The organism is Williamwhitmania taraxaci (assembly GCF_900096565.1).
Taxonomy (GTDB): domain Bacteria; phylum Bacteroidota; class Bacteroidia; order Bacteroidales; family Williamwhitmaniaceae; genus Williamwhitmania; species Williamwhitmania taraxaci.
In genome coordinates this window covers 75,537-96,948 of sequence record NZ_FMYP01000005.1, presented here as the reverse complement: position 1 = coordinate 96,948, position 21,412 = coordinate 75,537, and the positions used below count along the sequence as shown (strand labels likewise).

Genomic DNA, 21,412 nt, shown 5'->3' with positions numbered 1-21,412 from the left:
AAACAATACGATTAAAAGAACTGAATACAATAATAAGGATGAAATGCAAAAAGGCTTAATTGAGTTTTTGATGTATTATATTCTCTACCGAAGACACGGAGGTTTAAGAAAAGAACTTAATGTGAAAACACCTTTTCAAGCTATCGAAAAATGGTTCGAAATTAAACCGGAAATATTTTTACAAGAACCTGATGAGTTTAAAAATAAAGTTTTATCTTTGAAATATATTAATCAAACAAGTTGTCATAAACAATCTTGTGAAACTTGACACTAAAGTAACATTCTGTCCTCCATCTTCAAATCGGCTAATTTTCAAATTAGTCCACCCTACATCTCCACAATACGGTTCAGGTAGTCGGAGTAATTCTTAACCTTGGGCTGATAAGGTTCTGTCAAGAGTGGGGAAGAGATAATAAAATCGGCAGTGGAACGATTGCTCGCAGTGGGGATATTGTAAAGCACTGCAATTCGAAGCAAGGCCTTAACGTCCACATCGTGCGGCTGCTGCTCCATCGGATCCCAAAAGAAAATAAGCATATCCACCTTTCCCTCGGCAATCATCGCGCCCAGCTGTTGATCGCCACCCAGCGGTCCCGACTTTAAGCGCGTAATCTTTAACCCCTTGGAGGCATGTCCCTCTTTGAAATGAATCGCTTCCTCAATCAACCGGCCTGTAGTTCCTGTGCATATAATATCGTGGCGCAACAACTCAGTGGAATTCCACTCCACCCATTCAATCAGATCCTTCTTCCGCTTGTCGTGTGCAACTAAGGCAATTCGTTTCTTTGCATCCATTCTTCAAAAAGTAAGTTACGTATTCAGTTTGCGCGTAAATTTAGGGCAATCCTCCATTACTTATATAACACTAAGGTTACTTTTCTATAAAGAAATTGCGCTATCGATTGTTTTCTATGAAAACCAAGGCATTATCGATTTGGTTCAAGCCATGTGATTACATTTTTAAATTTAGCTCTCAATATCCTCACTGCCCTACCGCGTTTCCCTCCAAAATAGCTTTACAAGCATCAATTCTGTAGACAAATAGCCCATCCATTTTAAGGCTATTGCGTATAACAGAAATTCAACGCTAAGGATGGTCTTCCGCTTTTTTGTATATTGAGTCACTAAACATGCCTGCCATGGACCGAAACGAACAAGATTCAGGAACGCCAATCTGGTTGTCGGAGGAGAAGTTTAATGCTCTTCAGAAAAAGGCTCACTACCAAGTGCTAATACACACCAAAAACAACCTCTTCTTTGTCCCGGTGCCCAAGTTGGCCACCACCTTCAGCCATCAAGTTGTGGTAATAAACGAGAATACCGGAATACCAGAGCAGGTCTACTACAACCAAATTACTCAAATAGTGGTAGACGGAAAACATTACATTGTTCAGGCCACCTTATCCGACAATCATTTTCTCAACGCCTACCGTTGGTTGATCTACTTGTTTTTTTCCAAAAAAACAAAAAAGTAATTCTGTTCGAAAACCACAAACCCTGTCTGTTTACAACCATTTCTATTTCAAAACATGTTAGGCATTGCACTAATAACCATAGTTATTAGCCAGTATAAATATATCGCCTCCTAAAAACAAAAAATAAAACGAAAAAGAATGTATACCTTTGCGCGCTAATATCATTGGGAATTAATGAGGGAACTTAGGAACATTGCAATTATTGCACACGTCGACCACGGCAAGACTACGCTCGTGGACAAAATGATTTTTCAGGCCAAGCTTTTTCGCGAGAACGAGGTACACGGAGACCTGATCTTAGATAGTAACGACCTAGAGCGCGAACGTGGCATTACCATTCTTGCCAAAAACGTTTCTGTAACCTATAATGATGTAAAAATTAACATCATTGATACCCCAGGCCACGCCGACTTTGGCGGAGAGGTTGAGCGGGTTCTCAATATGGCAGATGGAGTTCTTCTTCTTGTGGATGCATTTGAAGGAACCATGCCCCAAACCAGATTTGTGCTATCGAAAGCACTCTCACTTGGCCTAAAGCCAATTGTGGTAATTAATAAAGTTGACAAGCCAAACTGCCGTCCAGAGGAAGTGCAAGAGCAAGTTTTCGAACTCATGTTCAACCTGCATGCCACCGAAGATCAGCTAGATTTCCCAACTATATATGGTAGCGCAAAAAACGGATGGATGGCGACCGACTGGAGAAATCCAGGCACAGATATCACCCCGTTACTAGATGCTATTGTAAAGCATATTCCTGCGCCAAAGGCATTTCAAGGTACACCACAAATGTTGATCACCTCGCTCGACTTTTCGAGTTACGTAGGTAGAATTGCTGTTGGTAAAATGCACCGCGGAACCTTGGAAACAGGCCAAATTGTAGCGCTTGCAAAAGCAGACGGAAGAATTGTCCGCTCAAAAATTAAGGAGTTATACACCTTCGAAGGCTTAGGAAAAGCAAAAACCGATAAGGTCGAAGCTGGCGAAATTGGAGCCGTAGTAGGTATCGAAGGCTTCGAAATTGGCGATTCAATTTGCGATTTCGAAAACCCAGAACCACTAACCCCTATTGCCATCGATGAGCCTACCATGAGTATGCTCTTCACAATCAACAACTCTCCATTCTTCGGAAGAGATGGTAAATATGTGACCTCACGTCACCTAAAAGACCGTCTCGACAAGGAACTAGAAAAAAACCTAGCTCTTCGTGTTGAGGCAACCGGAAGCGCCGACGCATTCATGGTATTTGGTAGAGGTGTGCTTCACCTTTCCATTCTTTTGGAGACAATGCGCCGTGAAGGATACGAAATTCAGATTGGTCAGCCACGCGTTATTATTAAGGAAATTGATGGCGTTAAGTGCGAACCATTCGAAGAGTTAACCATCGACTTACCTGAAGAGGTTTCGGGCAAAGCCATCGAAATGGTTTCCAAGCGTAAGGGCGACCTTAAAGTTATGGAGCGCAGAGGCGATCGGATGCACCTTGAATTCGAAATCCCTTCCCGTGGAATTATTGGCCTTAGAAACAACCTTCTAACTGCAACTGCAGGGGAAGCAGTTATGGCCCATATCTTCACCGGATACCAACCTTATAAAGGCGAAATAGAAAAAAGGCTTACCGGTTCGTTGGTTTCCCTCGAAACAGGAATTGCCTACGACTACTCCCTAAACAAACTTCAGGACAGAGGTAGATTTTTTATCGGCGACCACGAAGAAATTTACGTTGGACAAGTAATTGGCGAGCACTCACGTGTTGGCGATCTTGCAGTTAACGTAACCAAACCGAAAAAACTCACCAACGTTCGTGCCGCCGGTACCGACGAGAAGGTTACCCTTCCACCTCCAATCGTTTTCAGCTTAGAAGAGGCATTGGAATACATCCAGGAAGATGAATATGTAGAGCTTACGCCTAAATCAATTCGCATCCGAAAGATTATTCTCGACGAGAACGAAAGAAAGCGTAAAGCAAAATAATTAGGGCAACACACCTATTTGTCTGACAGTTACAAAACATAGAATAATTTTTTTATTCTGGTTTTAATTTATACTTTTGCACGATATTTTTTTGAGAAAAAAGTGAGTCACCTAACAGATTATTCAATCCCTATAAAGGGTTTGAAGCCGGGTAGGCACGAGTTGGAGTTCGAGATTACCGACGGTTTTTTTTCTGATTTTGAGGAATCAGAGATTACCAAAGGCACGCTTATAGCCAACATTGTACTCGAAAAAAATTCAACGTTTATCAAACTGGATGTTCACGTTTTGGGTGAAGTAGAGGTGATTTGCGATCGGTGTCTTGAAACATTCAGCACCAAGGTCGACGCCAACGGAACGCTCTACGTGAAATTTTCAGAGAGAGAAAACAACGAGTCGGAAAACGATGACCTTGTATTTCTCTTGCCCTCGGAAAGCGAACTTGATATCAAGCAACCGCTCTACGACTGGATCTGCTTAAGTTTACCTGTCCGACGCGTACATCCTAACGACAAAAAGGGTAAGCCGCAATGCAATCCGGACATGCTAAAACGCCTTCAGCAGTTTACTGTTACAGAGGAGCCTAAAGCAGAAGGGGCAGATGATTGGAAAAAGAAGTTGAATGAACTGAAATCAAACATAAGCGATAACTAAACATTGATTTACCATGGCACATCCAAAACACAAAATCTCCAAGCAGAGGAGAAATAAGCGCAGAACACACTACAAAGCAGTTGCACCAACACTTGCAACTTGCTCCAACTGTGGTTCACCAGTTCTTTACCATAGAGTTTGCCCAGATTGCGGATTCTACAGAGGAAGACTTGCTATCGAGAAAAAGGTTACAGCCTAAACTCCCGATTGACCTGTTAATAACTGGCAATCTATGAGAATTGGTGTTGACGCCATGGGTGGCGATTTTGCTCCTGAAGCCACAGTTTTAGGAGCGATTCAAGCCCATCGAGAAGTTCACAGCGAAGTAAGAATTGTCTTAATTGGCAACGAAAGCCAAATCCATGAAATTCTTCTCCGAGAGGGAGTTTCATCAAGCAATTTCGACATCGTTGGAACAACTCAGGTGATTAACATGGGTGATCACCCAACAAAAGCATTTCAGCAAAAGCCGGATTCGTCCCTTGCGGTCGGGTTTGGCATGCTGGCAAATGGTGACCTTGATGGTTTTGCCAGCGCAGGAAGTACCGGCGCAATGCTTGTTGGAGCAATGTACACCATTAAGCCCATTCCCGGAATCATACGACCAGGCATCGCTTCGTTCCTACCTATCAGTGAAACGAAAACAGGTCTATTAATAGACTCCGGTCTTAATCCCGACGCTAGTCCCGACGTGCTCTACCAGTACGCCCTACTTGGAAGCATTTACGCCAAAGAAGTTTTTGGTGTAACGTCTCCCACCGTAGGTCTTTTAAACATTGGAGAGGAAGCCGATAAGGGAAATTTGGTTGCGAAAAGCACACACCAAATGCTTAAGGAGGCAACGAGTATCCGGTTCATCGGAAATATAGAAGCAAATCGTATCTTTGATGAAGATTCGGCAGATGTATTGGTATGTGATGGTTTCACAGGAAATATTGTTCTTAAAGAAGCTGAAGGATTCTATACATTGCTTCAGCGAAGAGGCATCTCCGATACATTTTTTGAACGATTCAACTTTGAGCACTATGGCGGCACCCCACTACTTGGGGTGAATGCTCCTGTAATTATAGGTCACGGAGTATCCAATGCTAATGCCATCAAAAACATGATTCTGCAAACCCAAAAAGTTATAAGTGCCGGGTTGGTAGTAAAAATTAAGGAGGCTTTGAGCTAATGGCAAAAATTACTGCAGCAATCACAGGAATTGGGGGGTATGTACCAGAATACATACTTACCAACGAAGAAATAAGCCATATGGTTGATACCACCGACGAGTGGATTATGACCAGAATAGGAATTAAGGAGAGAAGAATTCTTAAAGGAGAAGGCAACGGAACTTCAGAAATGGGAACCAAAGCAGTACTCCAACTTCTCAAGAAAACCAATACATCACCCGATGATATTGACATGTTAATATGTGGAACGGTGACTCCCGACATGCAATTTCCGGCTACGGCAAATATTATCTGCGATAAAGTGGGTATTAAAAACGCCTTTGGTTATGATATTAATGCAGGATGCTCCAGTTTTTTGTATGCACTAGTAACCGCCACCAAGTTTATTGAATCGGGCTCGCACAAGAAAATAATTGTTGTAGGCGCCGACAAAATGTCGTCCATTACAGACTATACCGATCGCGCCACTTGCCCAATATTTGGAGATGGTGGAGGAGCAGTAATGCTGGAACCTTCGACCGAAGGTCTTGGAATGATTGACTCCATGATGCAGGTAGATGGATCTGGAAGAAAACACCTCTACCAAACTGCAGGCGGATCATGCTATCCCGCAAGTGCTGCGACAGTGGCCAGCAGACAGCATTTTATTTATCAAGAGGGACAGGCCGTTTTCAAAGCTGCCGTATCAAATATGGCAGATACCGCTGCCGCAATGATGGAAAAGCACAACCTGACGCCCGAGACACTTGCCTGGCTAGTGCCCCATCAAGCCAACATGCGAATTATCGAAGCCACCGCAAAAAGGATGGACCTACCTAAGGAAAAAGTGATGATTAACATTGAGCGCTACGGAAATACTACCTCCGCAACACTACCGCTCTGCCTTTGGGAGTGGGAAAAACAACTTAAGAAAGGCGACAACCTGATTTTGGCGACCTTTGGTGCCGGATTCACTTGGGGTGCAGCTTACTTGAAGTGGGCCTACGACGGAAGTAAAGTAGAGTAACACAAAAAACTTATAGACAAAGCCGATCGTTGTCGATCGGCTTTTTTATTTGGCTTCGGCAACGCATGGTCGCATTAAAGGTCAAAAACAAGTCGATTTAGACTACAAAAGCAGCCGGGCAACAACTGAGTACAACTCGGCCTTTTTTATTGGCTTTAACAGGTAAGCAGAACAACCGGCATCGTAGCATCGATTCATCTCTTCCTGATGACTAAATGCAGTGAGGATAACAATTGGCAAATTTGGAAACATCTCTTTTATTTTTTTTGTTGCATCTACTCCATCCAACTTTGGCATCCGTATATCCATTAGCACGAGATTAATCTCATCCTTGACAGAAAAATCTATTGCCTCCAAACCATCTTTTGCCCAAAGGATTCGCGCACCGCTGCTCTTAAGCAAAGCGTTAACTAATAAAAAATTTGATTCAACATCCTCGGCAACCAAAATAGTCTTTCCTGAAAAGTCGAGACCCAAACCGCCCATTTTCTTTTCTCCTTTCATTTGTTTCGAACTACCGGACATTTCCTCAGTAAACGGAAGTGAGAAGTAAAATGTACTTCCATTCCCAGGTGTGGAATCTACCCAAATATTACCATCCATAAGGCCAACAATGTCCTTACACAAACTAAGACCAATACCAGTGCCGGAATAAAATCGATCCTCAGAGGCGTTAAACTTCGAAAACCTATCGAATATTGCTCTTTGGTTCCCACGGGGAACACCAATGCCAGTATCCCTTACAAAAAACACAACCATCAATTGCTCTACACGATAGCCAATCTCAATATACCCTTGGTCGGTAAATTTAAGAGCATTGCTCAATAAATTCCCAAGAATCTGCCGAAACCTAGATTCGTCGGCAAAGAGCATACCCTCGAACTGAGTGTCCGGAGTAAACTTCAATTCTACGCCAGGCTTTAACCATTGGGATGAAATAGACTGTTTCTGACTCACCACCTCTTCAATGGATCGTTCGATGTTAAAATATCCGTTAACAATTTTTAGTTGATCAACTTCAATGAGAGAAATATCGAGAATGTCGTTTAAAAGCGATAGCAGTATATCGCCGTTTACTTTAATCTGGCTGAGAGCTTCCGTTTGGCTCTTTTTATCTAATGAAGGTTCAAGTAAAAATGATGTAAAACCTACAATTGCATTCATAGGAGTTCTTACCTCGTGTGAAATATTAGCCAGAAAAGAAGATTTTAGCCTATCCGACTGCTCGGCACAATCCTTGGCTTCCTTAAGTTGGGCTGTTCTGTCGTCGACAATGCGCTCAAGGTCTATTTGGTATCTCACTAATTCGAGCTGGGCCTTTTTGCGTTCTTCAATCTCTAATACCAACTTTTTATTAATGCTGCTTTTCAACTGATAGTTATGGAAAAGCAAATATGAAACCAAAACAAAACATAAGAAAAGAATGGCCCAGAAGTACCCGACCCATCTTGCTTCCTTTAATTCACTTGCCTTTAAAGCAGCTTCCTTCGAGAGCATTTTAATACGATACTCGGATGACTCAAACTTATATCGTGAATCGACCTCAACCAAGAATCGCCGCTTCTCATTGCTATAAACACTGTCCTTGGCCTTATTGTAGCTTAATAATGCATCTAAAGCTTCCTTATATCGGTTACTTCGAGTATAATATTCGGCCAGCTGTTGATAACCACTTACTTTTAAGCCATCTAAACCGAAAGAATCGGCTAAGTGTATTGATTTTTTAAGGAGCCTCTCGCCTAAAGGAGCTCTCGCCGACTGTAAATAAACCCTCGATAAATACTGCTGAGCGCTAGCGACTCCTTCGGGGTTCTCCAACCGGGACCTTGTTTTAAGTACCTCTAGATAATATTTTTCGGCGAGTCCAAATTTCGCCATCTTCTCATAGGTTCGGCCAATATTAAGTAGCGTATTAGAAATGGAAATCTCGGAGCCAACATGTTTTTTGATTTTTAGGGCTTTGTCGAAGTAATCAAGGGCTTCTGTATATTTTCCTTGCTCAGTAAATATCCTCCCAATATTGTTATAAGCCATGCTTACTCCTTCTTGGTCGTTACCCTTTCGGCTCGTTTCAAGAGCAACAAGATAAAAATCAAGTGCCTTTTGGTTATCCCCAAACTGGAAATAGATATTCCCGATTTTTCGAATAATAGAGGAACGCTCTTCGGGAAAGTCAATTTGCAAAATAATTTGAAAGGCAGACTTGAAGTATTTCAATGCCTTCTGAAAATCACCAGTGGAAGTGTAAACCGTCCCAAAAGCATCGTAGACATCAACCAAAAGTCTTTGATTCCCGAGACCTTGAGCAATAGACAGGCTTCGGCTCAACGATTCTTGAGCATTAAAATAATCACCCAGAAAAAAAGAGGCATTTCCGAAGTATAAGTTAGCATACCCCTGTTCTTCTTTGGCACCCAACTCCAAGGCTAAAGAGATAGCTTGAGATGATAGCTGCTTGCTAAGACGTGGGTTATTCTGGAGTGTTTGTTTACTTAACTCCAATAATTGTAGCAATCGAGGCTTTCCTGTTAGCTTTTGGTAGATCGCCTTAACCGTATCTGGAGCACTATCGCTGACCGACAACTCTTTTCCTTGAATGCTCCATGCACATCCAAAATAAAAAACAAAACCTACAAAAAAACAACGAAAGAGTTTCATGGTAGTAGAGATCACATCGCTGAAAGCTAATAAAAAAATGGAGTATTAAAAAAAACTGAAAGAAAAATAAAAAAGGGCGCCAATTAGCGCCCTTAGTATAGTATTTCTGATATCCAGTATTTTAACGTTTCGGATGATCGTCTAAATCATCGTCGTCATCATCATCTTCGCCGTCATCATCATCCTCATCATCCCCTTCGTCATCATAATCCCCTTCGTCATCATAATCATCGTCATCGTCGTCTAAATAATCCTCTAAAGAATCATCTTCCGGTTTGTACGTAAGTTCAGGGTCGTCTAACTCTTCTATTTCAGAAAAAATCGAGCGTTTTTGATTTTTCTCTTTCTTCTCAGGTTTAAGCTTTCGCCTCATCAACTCATCAGATTCAATCGAAGTTGAGTTGTTCTCTGTTTTAAGGTCCTTCTGCGCTTTCATTTTGGCACCTATTAGGTTCAACCAGGTTTAAGTTAGTACTAATTAAAAAACCAAAAAAGTTCGGGAGAGATTATTCCCTTTTGCAATTATAAATATTTTTTTGCTTACATCACCGATATGGGTATCATTTAGGATCAATTAAAACTATTTTAATGTGCATCGAGCCATGTGTTCCCTATTCCAGACTCTACAATCAGCGGAACGGAAAGGGCAACAGCATCCTGCATGCAGGAAGTTACCATCGGTCGAACCACGTCCAGCTCCGATTCGAGGACATTAAAAACCAACTCATCGTGAACCTGCATAATCATTTTGCTCACTAAATCCGATCCTTTAATTTCCTTCTGGATGGCAATCATTGCAATTTTTATAATATCTGCAGCCGAACCCTGAATGGGGGCGTTAATTGCATTTCGTTCAGCCAACCCTCGCATCATTTGGTTGTTGGAACCAATTCCAGGCAGATACCGCCTCCTACCAAAAATAGTGTCCACAAAGCCAGTCTCTCTAGCCTTGGCAACTACGTTTTCCATATAACTCTTTACACCAGGATACGAGTTAAAGTACCCGTCTATAAGTGCCTTGGCCTCCGCCCGACCAATATTTAGACGTTGGCTTAGCCCAAAAGAAGATATGCCATAGATAATACCAAAGTTTGCTGTCTTTGCTTTCGACCTCATATCGCGTGTAACTTCACTTAGCGGCATTCCAAAAATCTTAGCAGCAGTCGCGGTATGAATGTCCTCCCCTGCAATAAATGCATCAATGAGTCCTTGGTCACCGGAAAGATGGGCCATTATTCGCAGTTCAATTTGAGAATAATCCGCGGAAAGCAGAACACTTTCAGTGTTTATCGGAATAAACGCCTTGCGTATTTCCCGACCCCGTTCTCCCCTAACTGGTATATTTTGAAGGTTGGGATTATTTGAACTCAACCTGCCCGTAGAGGTTACTGCCTGATTAAAATTACTGTGAATTAAACCTGTTTTGCTGTTTATAAGTTGCGGAATAGACTCAATGTAAGACGAGAGCAATTTTTTAAGCGATCGAAAATCCAAAATTTTTCCGACAATTTCATGCTGCCCAATCATCTTTTGAAGAACTTCCTCGCTGGTAGAATACTGCTTACTCTTTGTCTTTTTAACAGAATCGGAACCGTCGCCAAGCTTGAGAATATCGAACAAAACGTATCCAAGCTGCTTCGGAGAACTAATATTTAGGTCGGGCAAACCCGCAAGCCTTTTAATGTCATTATCGAGATCAATAAGTTGTCCATTAAGAACAATACCATAAGCCTCTAAAGAAGAAATATCGACGCGAACACCAGCCATCTCCATTTCGGCAAGAACACTCACTAAGGGCAGTTCAATATCGTAAAACAGTTTAGTCAACTGCTTATCCTCTATTTCTCTTTTAAATATTTCATAGAGCTGCCAAGTAACATCTGCATCTTCACAGGCATACTCCGAAACACGCTCTGGAGATACTTGGCTCATATTTAGTTGAGAAACACCTTTACTCCCAATCAAGTCGGTAATACCAATTGGCTTATAGTTCAAATAGCGCTCGCTAAGCAAATCCATTCCATGCCTCGATTCTGGATCGAGAAGGTAGTGAGCAATCATGGTATCAAATAGCGGTCCCGCCACCGATATTCCATTTTGAGCCAGAACCATTATATCAAACTTTAGGTTCTGTCCAATTTTTAGGATTTTTGGAGAAGTTAAAAACAGTGAGAGTTCCTTCATCCACCGCTCTCGGACAACCGATTCTTTGGGCAAATAAACGAAGTATCCATGATTTACCTCCCAGCTAAAAGCAATGCCGACCAGCGAACAGTTAAAAACATCTAAACTTGTTGTTTCGGTATCGAAACAAAAAGCATTTACATACTTTAACTTATCCAAAAACAACATCAAATTATTTTCGTTGTCGACAAGTTGATATTTCTTAGAAAAATCGGCTATGGTTTTATAGGAACTTGTGGACGCAAATAAACCCGTATCGAACAGATCGCCTTGGGTTGGCACTCCAGCAGGTACTAGTTTCGGAACTGGTGTTTGGCTTAAATCCTTAAGCATCGAACGGAACTCCAACTCTTCAAAAAGCATGATTAACTCTTGATTGTTTGCTGGCTGTAAAACCAGGGAATCCAGTTCGAGTGCAATGGGAACATTCAGATCTATCGTAGCAAGTGTCTTTGAAAGAAGGATAGAATCGGCATGGCTCGTTACGATATCTTGAATTTTTCCCTTTAACGTACCGGCATTAGCAATAACCTCCTCAGCACTACCAAATTCAGCAATGAGTTTGGTCGCAGTTTTTTCGCCAATACCCTTGGCACCAGGAATGTTATCAGAAACATCCCCCCAAAGAGCTAAAATATCAATAAATTTAATGGGAGAGCTTAACCCAAACTGTTCACACACCTCAGTTACCCCCAAAACCTCCGCTTCATTCCCTGATTTTTTTGGTTTATAAAGGTATATATTATCCGAAACCAACTGAATATAATCCTTATCAGGAGTATACATAAAAACTTCAGCGTCATTATCTGCAAATCGCTTAGCTAAAGTTCCTATTACATCATCAGCTTCAAATCCCGAAACTTGAACTACTGGAATATTATAGGCCTTAAGAATGCTTTTAATAACGGGAACAGCCCACTTAATATCCTCAGGGGTCGCTGGCCTTTGTGCCTTGTATGGTGGATAGATGTCGGATCGAAAAGTTAACCCAGCTGGATCAAAGGCTACAGCTAGGTGTGTAGGTTTTTCGGCTTTGATAAGCTCTTGTAGCGTTTTCACAAAACCAAAAACAGCGGAGGTAATCTGCCCTTTTGAATTGGTAATTGGCCGATTAATAAAAGCGTAATGTGATCGGTATATTAAGGCATAAGCATCAAGCAGAAATATCTTCTTTTTCATTTCAACAAATATTTCAATCTATTTATTATCTTCATCATACCATTCAGCAAATGAAGTAATCGTTTCATTCAAACGAAGGTGATGCAGTCGAATATTAGATGGCAGCTCCGCCTTAATAACCGCAGCAAAATGGATCAATAAATTCTCGCAAGTAGGCTGATAAGCAACAATTTCGACCTTTTCAAAATTTTTGGTAAGAAGCGGTTGTAGTTCTTTTGATTCAGGAGTATCGTGAATAAGAAGCGCGTGATCCAACTTGCTAATTATGCGCCGATGTACCAACTCCTTCAGCTGCCCAAAGTCCATCACCATACCTAACTTTGAATGTTTTTCTTCGCTTATTGGTTCACCGATTACCGTTACAAATAGTCGATAAGAATGGCCGTGAATGTTTTTACACGCGCCGTCATATCCGGATAGGTAATGAGCCATTTCAAAATTAAATTCCTTGGTAAGCCGTATTAGAGCCATACTAATATTTGTGGATTAAACATCTGTAGAAAAGACAATAAAACTTCCCTAATTCATAAAGAGAAAGCCGATAATACATCGAACGAACTAGATGGCACACTTGCTCACACATTCCAGTATCTTAGCAAGGTTGTTGTGCTTAAGAAAATAAAAGGTGTTCTTTCCCTCACGCTTCGAACACAAAACGCCCTTATCCTTAAGTATACCAAGATGATGCGAGGTAGTTGATTGCTCAATTTGTAATTTTTGGTGTATTTCAGTTACGGTCATTTTATTCCCGTCCTCAAGAAAACTTAAAATCGCAATTCGCATAGGATGTGCTATGGCCTTAAGCATGCTGGCCGCTTGCTCAAGTTGTTCGATTTTCAATTCGTTAACGTGCTGCATGGTGCTATATTTAACTTCTAAAACAAATGCAAATATATCAATATATCACATATGAATCGCGCAGAATAAACATTTATGATGGATTACAGTTAGTCTCTAAACATCTAAATTAAGAACATTTTTATACCTTTGAGATCCAAAGAAATCATTCATGAGCGGAATCGACAACATAAAAAATCCCGTAAGAAAAGAACTTGAAGAATTTGAGATGTTTTTTCGCGACCAAGCAAAAACACCTTACAAGGCCCTTGATTTCATACTTAACTATGTAATACGAAGAAAGGGAAAGCAGCTCCGCCCGCTATTTGTTTTTCTTTCGGCGAAGGCGTCCGGTGAAATAACCAGATCGACCTATGCTGCTGCCGCAATGATTGAACTCTTACACACAGCAACCCTTATCCACGATGATGTGGTTGATGAAGCTTACGAGCGCCGAGGATTTTGGTCCATAAATGCACTTTGGAGATCGAAAGTTGCAGTTCTCGTGGGTGACTTTATTCTTTCGAAAGGTTTAATTATGGCCGTTCAGCATAAGGAATACGCAATGCTCGAAACTATGTCGAATGCCGTTAAGGAAATGTCGGAGGGGGAACTTTTCCAAATGGAAAAAACCCGAAAAATGAACATTACCGAACAGGACTACTACGACATCATAAGGAAGAAGACAGCGGTTCTGATCTCTGCATGCACCAGTAGCGGCGCACGCTCTGCAGGGGCTTCCCCCGAAGTAGTGTCGCGTATGGAAAAAGTTGGAGAGTTGCTCGGAATGGCATTTCAGGTAAAAGACGACCTGCTGGATTTCCTTCCAACCGGATTGACAGGAAAACCATCAGGCAACGATATAAAAGAGAAAAAACTCACACTTCCCTTAATTCACGCATTAAACCAATCAACCGCAGCCGAGAAAAAGGCCGTTGTTTCAAGGATAATTAAGACGAAAAGGAAAAGACTCGATGTCGATAAAATTGTGGCTTTTGTGGAGCAAAAAGGAGGAATCGTTTATGCTCAAAATAAAATGTCCGATTTCAAAGAGGAGGCATTAAGTTTGCTTCAAGAACTTCCTGAAAGTGAATCGCGACTTGCCCTAGAAGCTCTTGCCAACTATATTGTAAACAGAAAAAGTTAACCAAAAAACGTAAGTATAAAAAAAGGCAGCGAATAAATTCGCTGCCTTTATTAATTTAATGGGATTAGTAGTAGTTAACTACTTTCCCGGTAATTTCAGAAAGAAGATTATTTGCCAACCGGCTAGCACCTAAGCGGAAAAGCTCAGGATTTGTCCACTCGTCACCCAAAATACGTTCAACCACCAAAAGGTATCCCAACGCATCGTCGGGAGTAACAATCCCACCAGCAGGTTTAAAACCAATCTTTATTTTATGTTTGTTATAATAATCCTTTATTGATAAGCACATTATAGCAGCGGCCTCAAGAGTTGCTGCAGGTTCCATCTTGCCTGTAGATGTTTTAATGAAATCACATCCTGCCTCCATGGAGATTAAACTAGCCAGACGAATTGAGTCGTATGTAGGTAGTGCACCCGTTTCAAGAATAACCTTTAGGTGAGCATTTCCAATGTTTTTCTTAATAGCGGCAATCTCATTATAAACTGTTTTATGGTCACCCGAGAGAAATGTACCAAGCGAAATAACGATATCAATCTCGTCGGCTCCCGCCTCAACAGTTCTCTTACACTCTAATTCCTTCACCTCTATAAATGTTTGAGAGGAAGGAAATCCGGCACCAACAGCGGCAATTTTCACGGCTTTATCCGAAAGGTTATCCCTCACGGCCTTAACTAATGGCGGGTAAACACAAATAGCCGCTACATTTTGAATTCCGGGAAAATGGGAAGAGAAATTGCTAACCTTTGCGCCCATCTCGGCTCCCTTGCCTATGGGGTCATTCGCGTTTAGAGAGGTAAGGTCGATTAAGCTTAGGCATTTCCTGAAATTAGCGTCAGTTCTGTGCTGGGAGATACTGTGCTTAACGTCGGCAACAAGGCTGTTGACTTCGTTTTCGTTAACCTTAAGCTCGTAGTTTAAGTAAGATTCACTCATGTCGGTTAATTTGAGTTATATACTGATTAAGAAAATATAAATACATTATAGTAGCTTCTTGTTCTGGTGGTGACGATCTGCATCACGCAAGGTCTTTTTTTCAAAATTTCGTGAAATAGCCTCAGTTAGATCGACCCCTGTTTGATTTGCAATACAAGTTAGAACGAAAAAAACATCGGCAAGTTCATCGCCTATACTGCCCTTTTCGTCGTCTTTCTTAAACGACTGATCGCCATAAGTACGCGCCATAAGTCGTGCAAGTTCGCCTACCTCCTCGGTGAGAAGTGCCATATTGGTTAACTCGCTAAAGTAACGCACTCCATATGCCTTAATCCAGGCATCAACCATTTTTTGATATTCCTCAAAATCCATTACTCTCGGCTTTTTGTATCAATCCAAATCGTGACCGGTCCGTCATTAATGAGCGATAATTGCATGTGCGCACCAAAGGAACCTGTTTTTATTGGTGTAGAGATAGTTAATTGCAAATCGTAAATAAATTGCTCATAAAGAGGAATTGCCACTTCTGGCCGCGCCGCCTTAATATAGGAAGGACGATTCCCTTTCTTAGTAAGGGCGTGTAGCGTAAACTGGCTCACAACAAGGGCTTCACCTCTGATTTCCACCAAAGATTTGTTCATCACGCCATTTTCGTCGTCAAAAATACGCAAAGCCGAAATCTTAGAAGCCAGCCAACTGCTATCCTCTGTAGTATCGGCCGCTTCAATGCCAACTAAAACCAAAACCCCATTACCTATTTCTGCAACTACACTACCATCAATAGTAACCGATGCTTGAATAACTCGCTGAACTAAACCACGCATATTGGAGGATTTGGGACAACAAAAATAGTAAATCGCCTCAAACAACATGGCAACTGTTGATAAAAACCCAATTAAGGCCATTTATCTCACATTCACAAATGAGTTCAAGACGTTTGCTAATAGTTCCATTGCTCATGCCAATCGTTAATGAACACGCAAAAAATTTACAACTATCAAAAGATGGCAAGAAACTGTTCCGTATGCAATAAAAAAAGGCCTCCAAACGGTGGCCTCAGTTTATTTTTCTAATCGAAAAGGAAATCTAAATCATCTTTAGTTCCAACCTCCCGAGGGGCTTTGCCCTTTTTAAATATACGCATCGTTCTATCACCAATCAAACTAATGGTAGCATCCTCAATTCGGATCATACAACCTTCGCGCAAACCGACAACGTAAACATCTGGATCCATCTCAAGAAATTCCAGTATTCTCTCCTCACGGGTCTCACCGGCATGGCCATCAGGATTGGCATCCATATAGTGAGGGTTGATTTGGAATCGCACAAGGTTGAATGCACTAAAACTGTCCGGCTCAGTAACGGGCATATCATTAGTAGTGCAAATAGTAGGGCAAGCCACGTTCGAACCAGCACTCCACCCAACAAACGGAGTACCGTCGAGAACTCTAAAACGAAGAGTTTCGATAAGATCATTTTGTTGTATAACCTTCAGCAGTCTAAACGTATTTCCGCCGCCCACGACAAAGGCCTCTGCCTCATTAATCGATTTCTTGAAATTTTTTGAATGGTGAATGGACTCAACCTCAATACCAATCTCCGCAAACTTCTTCTGCACTTTTTCCTCATACTCATCGTAGGAAAAGGTAACCGCAGCAAAAGGAAAAAAGAGAACTTTTTTCACGCCACTACCAAGAAACGCCTTAATGTTAGGGAGCGGATATTGCAGGTATGGTTGGCCCGCCATCGTAGAATTACTGATCAGAAGTAACTTCATAGCAATTTGTGATGTTTCGTTATACTCTATTATCTTACAAAGTTAGGAAGAATTGCTTGGAAAAGAAAACTATTAAAAGCGTATTCCAAAAACCAAAATATCATCCACCTGCTCGTAGTTAAGTTTCCACGAAGAAAGAGTGTCTTGCAGCATCTTCTCCTGTATGGCTAGCGGCTCCTTGTGAATAGTAAGTAGCGTTTTCTTAAAGAGGGTACGTTTAAATTTTTGTCCACTGACACCGCCAAACTGATCGGTAAACCCATCGGAGAAAAGATAAATCATATCATCGCGCTGGAGCTGTATTAAGTGATTAGTAAATGGCCTATTCTCTAGTTTACCAGCATGCCCAATGGGCATAAAATCGCCGGAGTATTGAATAAGTTCTCCATAACGAATAAGATAAAGCGGGTTACGAGCGCCGGAAAACTGAAGGGTTAAATCATCGGTATCCAAAACACATAAAGCAATATCCATTCCGTCATGGGGTTCGGTCATTGTACCTTTTTGGTGAAGAGCCTCCTTCACATCCGCCCGAAGCCTATTAAGAATCTCACCTGCGGTTAAATCTTCATTCGTTGATACGATTTGGTTGAGCATAGTAAATCCCAGCATACTCATAAATGCGCCCGGAACCCCATGACCTGTGCAATCCACTGCTGCAAAGTAAACACGGTTTCGATTAACCGAAAACCAGTAAAAATCGCCACTTACAATGTCCCGTGGTTTAAAGAATATGAAATGCTCGGGCAGGTATTGTCGGATGAGTTCGCTCGGAGGGAGAACTGCCGCTTGAATCCTACTCGCATAGGTAATACTCTCGGTAATTTTCCGCTGCTCCTGCTCAAGGGCAACGTATAATCGCTTCTTTTTGCGGTTTTCAAACACCAGTAAAGAACTCAAAACGATAAAAACAACAATAGTAAAGGAACCTCCAATCATGAGATTTTGCTGAAGATATAATTGCTCCTTTTGCTTCCTTAACTCTTCCTCCTTTTTTTCCGATTCATACTTAGCCTGAATATCGGCAATTTGGGTTTGCGTCTCCACCCCATTCAAAGAGTCCTTTAATGCCGTATACTCTTTGTAAGCCATAAGCGACATCTTAAACCTGTCGGTTTTCGCATAAAGTTGCGACAACGATTCGGTTAAGAGTTTTTTTGCTTCGGACTGACCAATACTCTTTGCCAACTCAAACGCTTGGTCCAAGTTTTGCTCTGCTTCTTGGTATTGTCCTACACCCAAGAGAGCCAACCCAAGGTTATGCTGGGCAAATACCATCCTCTCCTTCATTCCCTTTTTCTTAAAGTAATCAAAGGAGGACTTATGTTTTACTAAGGCGGTCTTGTAATCGCCCAAGCGATAGGAAATAGAACCAATATTGTCATCGAGAATTGCAACCCCAAAACCAATACCGAGTGAATCATAAATAGAACGTGCGGAAACGTAATGCTGCATAGCCAATTGCAAGTTTCCCAGTTCGGTATAGGAACCACCAATGTTATTCTCTGAACCAGCAACCGCGGCTGACTTTCCATTTTTTTTGTTAATATCTCGATACTTGGTAAAATAGGCAATGGCCATTTTGTAATCGTTCTGATAGTAGTAAATCTGCCCAATATTATTGTACGCGATTCCAACTCCCTCCTCATTTTTAGCCGATTGGTACGTCTTTAACGATTGAAGATGGTAACTAAGTGCAATTTCGTACTTTCCCATTGATTTGTATGCAAGACCTAAATCATTTAAAACGCCACCCAACTCAGAAGTATTCGCTCTATCAACTGATTTGAGGGCTATGTTTAAGTCTTCTATAGCTGGTTGAAGATTCCCTTTACGATAGTTTAAAGCGCCTTTACGGTGATGTGCAATTCCAACCCTATTGTCATCATTCATTCTCAGAGACAGTTGTATGGCACTATTTAGATAATCTAATCCAATATCCCCGCTATCGGAATAAATACCAGCCAAATCCAAAAGCGCCTTATAATGGAGTGAATCATTTTTGGAGGTAGCAACAACTTTTAAGAGGCTATCGGGTTGAGCAGCGATGGTAGAAAATGAACCAATTAAAAGCAGAAGGATAAATAATTTTCGCATAATCCAAGTTTAAGGAATGGAAAAATACGAAATTTCACACAATAAAAGAGGCGATCCTTGCGGATAGCCTCTTTATATTAGTAATAGTAAGCGTTCGTCTATTAAAAGTCGAGAAGAACGATACCTACGTTAAAAGGATACACTTCAGGTCCTTTATCTTTTTCGAAAAGAGCAACAGGGTAGTAGGTTGCATAAAGCTTGAGAAACCGATAACCGACCCGCGCGTGAAAGCCATATCTTAGTGTGGCTAGGTTAAAATCGCTTCGGTTCTTATCCTTCTGCTTGTCGCCACCCTTATCATAAACAACCTTGGTGTGCGAACCCAACTTAAGACCGCCCACAATACCGCCCGAAATAAATATCTTGTGGCTGCCAGCTGGAACTTGAAACTCCATTAGCAAAGGAATATTTAAGTAAGTAGTAGCCAGCTTGGTCTTCGAAAGGCTAATTCCCCCATTGATGTAACTACTGTCTGCCCCAATTACACCGTTAACTTCATTCAGAGTAATGTCGTTTGAGAAGCGGAAATTATTAAATTCAATCCCCATTCCGGTAACTAGTCCAACCGATTTCTTTGTTAAAGGAATACCATACTCTAAAAAATTAATGTTAAAGTTGATGGACTTACCCATGTTCAGATCTAAAAACGCTGCATCTCCTTTTAGTGTAGTGGAATGGTCACTGTTCATTAGTCCATTTATCCCGATTTCTACGCCGGCCCAGTGGGGATCAAAGCCGGTTTTCTTCTTGTGCTTCGAAAAAGGCTCATCGAAATCCCCACTACCTTTCTTCCAGTCATAATCTTTAAATTCCACATTAGTGTCGTCACCGTTCTCTACAATAATGATAGCCCTTTTACCAAACTTAATCCGAGTTGTATCGCTCTTCGACACTTTACTTGACTTAATAATAGAATCAACTTCGCTGGAAGAAACTGTTGATAAAATTTCGGTGGAATCCCCTTCTTCCAGCTTGCTTAAAACAGAAGCCGGACTATCCTGCGCCGAAGTGTATAATGCCATAGAACTCAAGAGTGCTATCCCAAAAACTAATTTTCTTTTCATAAGTGTTTTTTTAAGTTTTTATTCTAGGTGTGCTTTTTGCAATTTATTATGTGACGCCATGGTGACACGATAAGTTACAGGTCAGCATAAAAAAAATTACCTAAACTATTCATCTAGGTAAATATCTCTTGTTTGCTATATTCAAACGATATATAAACCAAACGATCTAGAAGTTTCTAGAAACGGCTAAGAGCTTCGAATCGATCGATATTTTCAGAAGGTTCCCTTCCTTGTCATAAACCTTATCGATCTTGACAGGAATACCTAAAACGCGCGAAACTCCTTTTATTCCAGCCTGAGCAATCTGCCAAAACTTGGCCTTTGACGAACTACCGGTAAACTTAGGATCTATGCCACTTTTCTCAACAACCTTTTCGGCAAGGTATTCACCCACACTTAGGAAGCGAGAAGGGTTCTCTTCGGGATTCATATGCATTAACCTGACATCACTGTCAGTTGCACCTAACACAATATGCTCACCTTTATCAATTATGACTTGTGCTTTAATGGGTGCGAGGGCAGCAAATTGTTGTTCAGTAATAGCAACCGGCTCCACATGTTCCACTGTTGTATCCAGCCGAGCGGCAACACGATATTCCAGTTTTTCAATCTTCGGAACAGCGACAAGGCTATTTGCAACAAAAGTGCTGGTTGTCTGTGCCGAAACAGAAATAGTCTCGCGAGGTTGGCTATCGCCGGAAACAGGATTTACGCTTGAGTATGAAAACCTCGAACTGTTTTCTAATTGATTTTCGGTAGGCACACTAACAAAAATCATAAATGCTGCAATGCTAGCAGCCACAGCATAACGCTGAATAACAAATGAAGACCCAACCCGTTTGTGTGTAAGTCGGCCTTTATGATCAAATACTATGGAGGAGGATGGAGCTAATTTTGCCCTTTCAAACAGTACAAAATCAGATGCAAGGGAAGGATTCTCAGTAAGCAAGTCATGTAACTTGGCAAGATCAATTGGAGAAGCATCTCCCTCAAGTTTAGCAATACAAAGCCATGAAAACTCATCAATATACACATGACCAACTGGCCTCTTTGTTAGTTTTTCCTTCTGTGGAAAAACAATACCAGCATCAGAGTCTATAATTGGAAACTCATTTCTTAAGGAATCAAACTGGTCTTTAATATCGGGATTGGCCTCCAAAAACAAGAAGAGTTCTCCCCTTTCAGCTTCATGAAGTTGTCCTTCAAGAAAGTCGATCAACTTCTCCTCATAGTTATGTCGATTAATTGCCATCT

21 protein-coding genes are annotated in these 21,412 nt (G+C 41.3%); 8 read left to right on the top strand and 13 right to left on the bottom strand.

Going from position 1 to position 21,412, the window contains the following annotated elements; genetic code table 11:
* The coding region (locus BLS65_RS18160; RefSeq protein WP_212590489.1) for a hypothetical protein at window positions 1–268 on the top strand (268 nt) is incomplete at its 5' end.
* Between the two features lie 59 nt (window positions 269–327).
* Here the strand turns inward: BLS65_RS18160 and BLS65_RS02525 are convergent.
* The gene (locus BLS65_RS02525; protein ID WP_092435351.1) at window positions 328–795 is read right to left on the bottom strand and encodes a methylglyoxal synthase; all 468 of its coding nucleotides are present in this window, start codon (window positions 793–795) and stop codon (window positions 328–330) included.
* 344 nt (window positions 796–1,139) lie between these two features.
* On the opposite strand from BLS65_RS02525, the gene BLS65_RS02520 reads away from it, so the two are divergent.
* The 6 genes from BLS65_RS02520 to BLS65_RS02495 all read left to right on the top strand — a co-directional run bounded on the left by BLS65_RS02520 (window position 1,140) and on the right by BLS65_RS02495 (window position 6,281).
* Complete coding sequence (locus tag BLS65_RS02520; protein ID WP_125869742.1) at window positions 1,140–1,475, top strand: hypothetical protein; 336 nt, start codon at window positions 1,140–1,142, stop codon at window positions 1,473–1,475.
* 174 nt (window positions 1,476–1,649) lie between these two features.
* Window positions 1,650–3,446: a translational GTPase TypA gene (gene typA / locus BLS65_RS02515; protein WP_092435346.1), complete on the top strand. Its 1,797-nt coding sequence runs from the start codon at window positions 1,650–1,652 to the stop codon at window positions 3,444–3,446.
* A gap of 102 nt (window positions 3,447–3,548) precedes the next feature.
* The gene (locus BLS65_RS02510; protein ID WP_170829977.1) at window positions 3,549–4,100 is read left to right on the top strand and encodes a YceD family protein; all 552 of its coding nucleotides are present in this window, start codon (window positions 3,549–3,551) and stop codon (window positions 4,098–4,100) included.
* 13 nt (window positions 4,101–4,113) lie between these two features.
* Window positions 4,114–4,299, top strand: coding sequence for a 50S ribosomal protein L32 (rpmF, locus tag BLS65_RS02505; protein WP_092435339.1), 186 nt, complete (start codon window positions 4,114–4,116; stop codon window positions 4,297–4,299).
* 33 nt (window positions 4,300–4,332) lie between these two features.
* A complete protein-coding gene (gene plsX / locus BLS65_RS02500; protein WP_092435336.1) occupies window positions 4,333–5,274 on the top strand; it encodes a phosphate acyltransferase PlsX in 942 nt (313 codons plus the stop codon).
* On the top strand, window positions 5,274–6,281 hold the full coding sequence (locus BLS65_RS02495) for a beta-ketoacyl-ACP synthase III (RefSeq protein ID WP_092435333.1): 1,008 nt from the start codon (window positions 5,274–5,276) through the stop codon (window positions 6,279–6,281). The genes plsX and BLS65_RS02495 overlap by 1 nt, the downstream gene beginning before the upstream one ends.
* Before the next feature lie 102 nt (window positions 6,282–6,383).
* Here the strand turns inward: BLS65_RS02495 and BLS65_RS02490 are convergent, their stop codons facing one another.
* The 5 genes from BLS65_RS02490 to BLS65_RS02470 form a co-directional block, all read right to left on the bottom strand.
* Window positions 6,384–8,939 (bottom strand): tetratricopeptide repeat-containing hybrid sensor histidine kinase/response regulator, encoded by a 2,556-nt coding sequence (locus BLS65_RS02490; protein WP_092435330.1) that lies wholly within the window; start codon window positions 8,937–8,939, stop codon window positions 6,384–6,386.
* 121 nt (window positions 8,940–9,060) lie between these two features.
* The gene (locus BLS65_RS17860; RefSeq protein WP_096349011.1) at window positions 9,061–9,375 is read right to left on the bottom strand and encodes a hypothetical protein; all 315 of its coding nucleotides are present in this window, start codon (window positions 9,373–9,375) and stop codon (window positions 9,061–9,063) included.
* A 149-nt stretch (window positions 9,376–9,524) separates the two neighbouring features.
* Window positions 9,525–12,302: a DNA polymerase I gene (polA, locus tag BLS65_RS02480; RefSeq protein ID WP_092435327.1), complete on the bottom strand. Its 2,778-nt coding sequence runs from the start codon at window positions 12,300–12,302 to the stop codon at window positions 9,525–9,527.
* An 18-nt stretch (window positions 12,303–12,320) separates the two neighbouring features.
* Window positions 12,321–12,773 (bottom strand): 6-pyruvoyl trahydropterin synthase family protein, encoded by a 453-nt coding sequence (locus BLS65_RS02475; protein WP_092435324.1) that lies wholly within the window; start codon window positions 12,771–12,773, stop codon window positions 12,321–12,323.
* A gap of 87 nt (window positions 12,774–12,860) precedes the next feature.
* Window positions 12,861–13,160, bottom strand: a complete 300-nt coding sequence (locus tag BLS65_RS02470; RefSeq protein WP_092435321.1) for an ArsR/SmtB family transcription factor — start codon at window positions 13,158–13,160, stop codon at window positions 12,861–12,863.
* Window positions 13,161–13,311: 151 nt separating this feature from the next.
* Between BLS65_RS02470 and BLS65_RS02465 the strand changes: the two genes are divergently transcribed.
* Window positions 13,312–14,286, top strand: a complete 975-nt coding sequence (locus BLS65_RS02465; RefSeq protein ID WP_092435318.1) for a polyprenyl synthetase family protein — start codon at window positions 13,312–13,314, stop codon at window positions 14,284–14,286.
* Window positions 14,287–14,350: 64 nt separating this feature from the next.
* On the opposite strand, the gene deoC is transcribed toward BLS65_RS02465, so the two are convergent.
* The 7 genes from deoC to BLS65_RS02430 all read right to left on the bottom strand — a co-directional run bounded on the left by deoC (window position 14,351) and on the right by BLS65_RS02430 (window position 21,410).
* Window positions 14,351–15,220 (bottom strand): deoxyribose-phosphate aldolase, encoded by an 870-nt coding sequence (gene deoC / locus BLS65_RS02460; RefSeq protein WP_092435314.1) that lies wholly within the window; start codon window positions 15,218–15,220, stop codon window positions 14,351–14,353.
* A gap of 45 nt (window positions 15,221–15,265) precedes the next feature.
* Window positions 15,266–15,592: a nucleotide pyrophosphohydrolase gene (locus BLS65_RS02455; protein WP_092435311.1), complete on the bottom strand. Its 327-nt coding sequence runs from the start codon at window positions 15,590–15,592 to the stop codon at window positions 15,266–15,268.
* Window positions 15,592–16,044 (bottom strand): D-aminoacyl-tRNA deacylase, encoded by a 453-nt coding sequence (gene dtd / locus BLS65_RS02450; protein ID WP_092435367.1) that lies wholly within the window; start codon window positions 16,042–16,044, stop codon window positions 15,592–15,594. Before dtd ends, BLS65_RS02455 begins: the two co-directional genes overlap by 1 nt.
* 245 nt (window positions 16,045–16,289) lie before the next feature.
* Window positions 16,290–16,997, bottom strand: coding sequence for a dipeptidase PepE (gene pepE, locus BLS65_RS02445; protein WP_092435308.1), 708 nt, complete (start codon window positions 16,995–16,997; stop codon window positions 16,290–16,292).
* Window positions 16,998–17,069: 72 nt separating this feature from the next.
* The gene (locus BLS65_RS02440) at window positions 17,070–19,094 is read right to left on the bottom strand and encodes a tetratricopeptide repeat protein (protein WP_092435305.1); all 2,025 of its coding nucleotides are present in this window, start codon (window positions 19,092–19,094) and stop codon (window positions 17,070–17,072) included.
* Between the two features lie 101 nt (window positions 19,095–19,195).
* Window positions 19,196–20,158 (bottom strand): outer membrane beta-barrel protein, encoded by a 963-nt coding sequence (locus BLS65_RS02435; RefSeq protein WP_092435299.1) that lies wholly within the window; start codon window positions 20,156–20,158, stop codon window positions 19,196–19,198.
* A gap of 166 nt (window positions 20,159–20,324) precedes the next feature.
* Entirely contained in the window at window positions 20,325–21,410 is a 1,086-nt protein-coding gene (locus BLS65_RS02430) for an anti-sigma factor (protein ID WP_092435296.1), read from the bottom strand.
* Window positions 21,411–21,412: the final 2 nt, after the last annotated feature.

Coding starts and splice junctions, on each gene's coding strand:
- BLS65_RS02525 (WP_092435351.1), bottom strand. CDS start 795: ATGGATGCAAAGAAACGAATTGCCTTAGTTGCACACGACAAGCGGAAG.
- BLS65_RS02470 (WP_092435321.1), bottom strand. CDS start 13,160: ATGCAGCACGTTAACGAATTGAAAATCGAACAACTTGAGCAAGCGGCC.
- BLS65_RS02440 (WP_092435305.1), bottom strand. CDS start 19,094: ATGCGAAAATTATTTATCCTTCTGCTTTTAATTGGTTCATTTTCTACC.
- deoC (WP_092435314.1), bottom strand. CDS start 15,220: ATGAGTGAATCTTACTTAAACTACGAGCTTAAGGTTAACGAAAACGAA.
- BLS65_RS02430 (WP_092435296.1), bottom strand. CDS start 21,410: ATGGCAATTAATCGACATAACTATGAGGAGAAGTTGATCGACTTTCTT.
- plsX (WP_092435336.1), top strand. CDS start 4,333: ATGAGAATTGGTGTTGACGCCATGGGTGGCGATTTTGCTCCTGAAGCC.
- BLS65_RS02475 (WP_092435324.1), bottom strand. CDS start 12,773: ATGGCTCTAATACGGCTTACCAAGGAATTTAATTTTGAAATGGCTCAT.
- BLS65_RS02465 (WP_092435318.1), top strand. CDS start 13,312: ATGAGCGGAATCGACAACATAAAAAATCCCGTAAGAAAAGAACTTGAA.
- dtd (WP_092435367.1), bottom strand. CDS start 16,044: ATGCGTGGTTTAGTTCAGCGAGTTATTCAAGCATCGGTTACTATTGAT.
- rpmF (WP_092435339.1), top strand. CDS start 4,114: ATGGCACATCCAAAACACAAAATCTCCAAGCAGAGGAGAAATAAGCGC.
- BLS65_RS02455 (WP_092435311.1), bottom strand. CDS start 15,592: ATGGATTTTGAGGAATATCAAAAAATGGTTGATGCCTGGATTAAGGCA.
- polA (WP_092435327.1), bottom strand. CDS start 12,302: ATGAAAAAGAAGATATTTCTGCTTGATGCTTATGCCTTAATATACCGA.
- BLS65_RS02495 (WP_092435333.1), top strand. CDS start 5,274: ATGGCAAAAATTACTGCAGCAATCACAGGAATTGGGGGGTATGTACCA.
- BLS65_RS17860 (WP_096349011.1), bottom strand. CDS start 9,375: ATGAAAGCGCAGAAGGACCTTAAAACAGAGAACAACTCAACTTCGATT.
- BLS65_RS02490 (WP_092435330.1), bottom strand. CDS start 8,939: ATGAAACTCTTTCGTTGTTTTTTTGTAGGTTTTGTTTTTTATTTTGGA.
- BLS65_RS02520 (WP_125869742.1), top strand. CDS start 1,140: ATGGACCGAAACGAACAAGATTCAGGAACGCCAATCTGGTTGTCGGAG.
- typA (WP_092435346.1), top strand. CDS start 1,650: ATGAGGGAACTTAGGAACATTGCAATTATTGCACACGTCGACCACGGC.
- pepE (WP_092435308.1), bottom strand. CDS start 16,997: ATGAAGTTACTTCTGATCAGTAATTCTACGATGGCGGGCCAACCATAC.
- BLS65_RS02435 (WP_092435299.1), bottom strand. CDS start 20,158: ATGAAAAGAAAATTAGTTTTTGGGATAGCACTCTTGAGTTCTATGGCA.